This window comes from Mycobacterium sp. E1715 (genome assembly GCF_001667625.1).
Lineage (GTDB): Bacteria > Actinomycetota > Actinomycetes > Mycobacteriales > Mycobacteriaceae > Mycobacterium.
This window is the reverse complement of record NZ_LZJJ01000220.1, coordinates 1-515: the sequence shown is the minus strand read 5'-3', so window position 1 is coordinate 515 and position 515 is coordinate 1. Positions and strand designations below refer to the sequence as shown.

The 515-nt window shown below is 68.7% G+C and carries 1 protein-coding gene; it reads right to left on the bottom strand.

Translation table 11 applies throughout. The features are described from left to right. The coding region (locus A9X03_RS12175) for an acetylating acetaldehyde dehydrogenase (protein ID WP_231975386.1) at nt 1–512 on the bottom strand (512 nt) is incomplete at its 3' end. Between the last annotated feature and the right edge of the window lie 3 nt (nt 513–515).

The window sequence follows — 515 nt, the reverse complement described above, 5'->3', positions numbered from 1 at the left end:
CCCTTGCTGGTGGTCTTGGTGAACTCGTCGATGTTGGCCCGCGTGCCCGGCCCGGCCGAGACCGACGCCACCGACGCCACGATCTCAGCGTAGGGCACCTCCACCACCCGGCTCACCGCGTAGACGATCGGGATGGTCGCCTGCCCGCCACAGGTGATCATGTTGACGTTCGGAGCGTCCAGGTGCTCGCGGAGGTTGGCCGGCGGGATGACCGCCGGGCCCACGGCGGCCGGGGTCAGGTCGATCGCCCGAATCCCCGCGGCCGCATACTTCGGCGCCGCGTCCCGGTGCACATACGCACTCGTCGCCTCGAACACCAGGTCGGGCTTCTCCGACTGGGCCAGCAACCAGTCCACGCCCTCGTGCGTGGTCTCCAGGCCCAGCTTGCGGGCCCGCGCCAAGCCCTCGCTTTGCGGGTCGATGCCCACCATCCAGCGCGGCTCCAGCCACTCCGACCGCAGCAACTTGTAGAGCAGGTCAGTACTGATGTTTCCCGACCCGACAATGGCCACACT